Origin of the sequence: Pseudoalteromonas arctica (assembly GCF_012927645.1) — a bacterium.
In the GTDB taxonomy this organism is placed as follows: Bacteria; Pseudomonadota; Gammaproteobacteria; order Enterobacterales; family Alteromonadaceae; genus Pseudoalteromonas; species Pseudoalteromonas arctica_A.
In genome coordinates, this window is sequence record NZ_JABBMT010000065.1 from 1 (window position 1) to 3,756 (window position 3,756).

At 36.2% G+C, this 3,756-nt stretch carries 4 protein-coding genes; 2 read left to right on the forward strand and 2 right to left on the reverse strand.

The genetic code is table 11. The annotated features are described in order from the left end of the window. Nucleotides 1-121 precede the first annotated feature (121 nt). Nucleotides 122-505, reverse strand: a complete 384-nt coding sequence (locus HHO47_RS18720) for an antitoxin Xre-like helix-turn-helix domain-containing protein (protein WP_169021661.1) — start codon at nt 503-505, stop codon at nt 122-124. A 209-nt stretch (nt 506-714) separates the two neighbouring features. Between HHO47_RS18720 and HHO47_RS18725 the strand changes: the two genes are divergently transcribed. Together HHO47_RS18725 and HHO47_RS18730 are read left to right on the forward strand one after the other, a co-directional pair. Then, nucleotides 715-1,425: an AHH domain-containing protein gene (locus HHO47_RS18725; RefSeq protein WP_169021662.1), complete on the forward strand. Its 711-nt coding sequence runs from the start codon at nt 715-717 to the stop codon at nt 1,423-1,425. Continuing rightward, nucleotides 1,422-2,009, forward strand: coding sequence for a hypothetical protein (locus tag HHO47_RS18730; protein WP_169021663.1), 588 nt, complete (start codon nt 1,422-1,424; stop codon nt 2,007-2,009). The genes HHO47_RS18725 and HHO47_RS18730 overlap by 4 nt, the downstream gene beginning before the upstream one ends. Nucleotides 2,010-2,439: 430 nt before the next feature. Here the strand turns inward: HHO47_RS18730 and HHO47_RS18735 are convergent, their stop codons facing one another. Then, on the reverse strand, nt 2,440-3,537 hold the full coding sequence (locus HHO47_RS18735) for an SH3 domain-containing protein (RefSeq protein ID WP_169021664.1): 1,098 nt from the start codon (nt 3,535-3,537) through the stop codon (nt 2,440-2,442). Nucleotides 3,538-3,756 lie beyond the last annotated feature (219 nt).

Genomic DNA, 3,756 nt, shown 5'->3' on the forward strand with positions numbered 1-3,756 from the left:
TGGTACAACAGTAACCGATTGCATTCCTACTTAGGGTATCAAAGCCCAAATGATTTTGAATTTAAAATTAATGAGTTAGAAAAAGTAGCTTAACTAGGGTGACTGAATTTAGTTGACCAGGTCATAAGTTATTTTGCAATGCATCAATACGCTTCGCTACTTCGTTAAGTTCTAGGAATTCTCCATGCTCAATCACTTCTAGTGGCGAACGACCTGCAAAAAAGTCATTATGGTTTTTCATTTTCATAAACTTCCTGACATTTTCGGGGTTGCTAAACATGCAACGTAATGCGTGGTGAATATTGAGTAGACAACTTATACGTTCTAATTGCTCGTTGTTGAGCTTCACAGTCTCAGGAGCAGCGTTAAATTTATGATAGGAAGTTTTTGAGAGCTTAAGTATACGTTGAGCTTGCTCAGAACTGCATTCCCACAATGATAAAATGTTGCATGCTGTTTTAAAGCCTGTACTGGTGAATGATGTTGAATCACTATCTGTGTGCATACGTAATCTCCTTTTGTGAGCCGATACGCCAAAATATTTCAATAAAGGATAGTTGTAAAGTTGAAATTCTACATAGCCCTTATCGTGATTTCTGGCTTATAGAGTGTACAAATCAATAACCGTCACAGCTGCTTTAAAGCTGAATTTCTTGCATTTGTCATGAGTATGCACTAATTTGGGGTCACATTAATAAAGGAATATATTAAGTAATGACTACATTAAGGGAATACCCAAAACCAGATAGGCCTGCAAATCCAACTCCGCTAGATATGGCAATTTATAACTTTGAACTCAAAGCTAAAAGTTATCACGATGAAAGCATCAAAAAAAATCCAAGCGCCGAAAAATTAAAAAAATTAGCTTTAGATTATGACCATTTACAAATAGAAAAAAAGAGAATTGAATCTGTATCGATTGCTCAGTCTGCTCTTGAGTCGTATCGCGTTAGTAGCAGCCATTCGACGCGTAAAGCTTTACTTGAAGAAACTCATCATACAAGCAATACCACCAATAATTTAGCCCGATTTCTTTTTGCCGTTGGTGAACCAAAACCGACGAAATATCATGAAGCACATCATATTATTCCTGGTACAGGGCGTGATAACAAACAGGCTGTATTACGAGCAAGATTAAATTTGCATATGGTCGGTATTGGTATTAACGACCCTCATAATGGTATTTGGTTAATTAATTTTGTGAGACATAAAGAGCATGACTGGGCCACTAAAGAATCACCTCCACACCGAAAGTTGCATAGGTATAATTACGAAACATGGATTGGTGAAAGCTTAGGTGGAAGCATGACAAAAGACAAAGGGTTGTTTGTTAATAAACTACGCAATGTGAAGACAATGATTAAAACAGGGACGTTACCTAGCAAAATTTTCGAAGAGAAAGATGAACTATGGAAAGGTATATGAATACATACTTACTGAGAAAACCCACAGAAACATGTGATGTAATTGACCTCGATATTGTCGAGATGACAAATCAAATTATTGATAAGACTGGCCAGCCGTTTGATGAAATACTTGAAGTCGTTATGGATGATATTCCAAGAGGGAAAAAAACGTTACTTGAACTCTCTGAGCATGGGTTTGTGTGTAAGCATGAACCACGAGCAAAAAAACAAAATTATGATGTAAACCTATATGGCTGTTTCTTAGTGCTTAATCGACGGGCGTATAATTGCCTTAATGAAGCGATCATAAATTGTGGCGAGTTCGTTCCATTAAAAACTGACAGTGAAGAAATGTTCTTATTTAACACACTCAATTTTGCATCTGAAGACTTAACATTGACAGAAAAAGCATACCTTGATGGTTATGAGGATGGTCTCAAAACGTTAGTCTTTGATACTAATGATATACAAGATAAGTTACTTTTTAAGTCAAAATTGCAAGGAGGCCTTTCTGTTTATTGTACTGATGACTTTAAAAAATTAATTACAGATAACAATCTGAGTGGCATTAACTTTAATAAAGACTTATTAAGCTGCTTTTAACTTTAATTGGAGCACGTCATCTTTCTTATGCAATAAGCTCAAATTATATGAAAATACAAGTGTAGCTTAATGGAGCCAACGTGTCCTCCTTGTGCATTCGATGAGTACAGTACAGTACTGTACTCAGTTCCTAAATTGGGGTAAATGCCTTGTAAGTTTCATATTGAAAGCTGGTAAATATGAAGTCACTCTCCATTTCCAAGTACTCCAAGACAGTGAAAAGCTAACGGGGTACATTGAGTGAAAAAATGAAATCAGCTAGGCTAATTTGTATTAGTCTAGATTCAAACTGTCAATATTTAAATCACGATGTAATTAGATCTAATAGATTGATCTAACTCATTTCTGGACAATAATGAGTTACGGCTTAAGGACAGCTTTGTGTCAGTAGTATGACACAAATTTGGTATATAAAAGCTCCTTGTTAGTTTCATTTTACGAATTTTGCGGTATGCCTAGTAAATACCCAACCAGACATAGACTCACCGCCTTCATATTCATACATAACTTCTACCCAATTCCTTTTCTTTGCTAAAACCGTTACGATTTGGCCTAGGACTAATTCATCATAAATTTCAGCGTTGGTAGAAGGGTTAGCTCGAAGACGCACGTTATTGCCTGTTATAAATCGCAAATCTGTTGTATCAATATCATTCAATGTAAGTGGAATTTTTTTGATATCTTTGATTTTTTGCCTATCTGATTTTTTGTTAGATTCTAAATAATTTTCTACTAAAGGAGTCAGCAGATTTGCTGAAATGCTATTTACTTGCGGTAAAATGACATTCATTAAAAAGGCAAAAAGTATAAATTGAATTAAAGGTGGCAAACTTTTGAAAGTGCTGAGAAAGTTTTTACCATTTTCCACCAAGTTAAATTTAGACTCTGTACTCTCTAGCTCCCTTTCTATGCTAGATGCATTTATTGACTCCATATTAACGGCAGATATTACTTGCGCCATTTCAGATAAATAACTTGAATCAGATAGAAAAACTGAACTAGCTGTAGCAAAACTTTTAATAGCGTGCGCAAGACTAGAGGAATCTGCTATAGCTGCCATTGCGTTATCAATAACAGCCTGCTGAGAAGAAAAAGCTTGCATTGCACTTTCTAAAGCTATTGGTTTTGCCATAGCTGCCAAAGAATTATCAATAACAGATTGCTTAGCAAAAACCTGTGATGCAATATCTATAAAAGATGGTCTCGCTATAGCTGTCATTGCGTTATCAATAACAGCCTGCTGAGAAGAAAAAGCCTGCATTACACTTTCTAAAGCTATTGGTTTTGCCATAGCTGCCAAAGAATTATCAATAACGGATTGCTTAGCAAAAACCTGTGATGCAATATCTATAAAAGATGGTCTCGCTATAGCTGCCATTGCGTTATCAATAACAGCCTGCTGAGAAGAAAAAGCCTGCATTGCACTTTCTAAAGCTATTGGTTTTGCCATAGCTGCCAAAGAATTATCAATAACAGATTGCTTAGCAAAAACTTGTGATGCAATACCTGCAAAAGATGGTATTGCCATAGCTGCAAGAGCCTTATCGATGCCAGACTGCCGCGAAGGCAATGATTTTATAGTCCTGTTTACTGAAGGTGAATCGTAAGCGTCTAGCAAAATGCACCTGCCAGTAACTCGTCAAACCGATTAAGCTATTTCCGAATTTCAATGAGGAGATAGCCATGAGAAAAACACGCAGCCTTGAACAATGGCGTAACATTATCGAAGAACAACAAGCCAGCGATT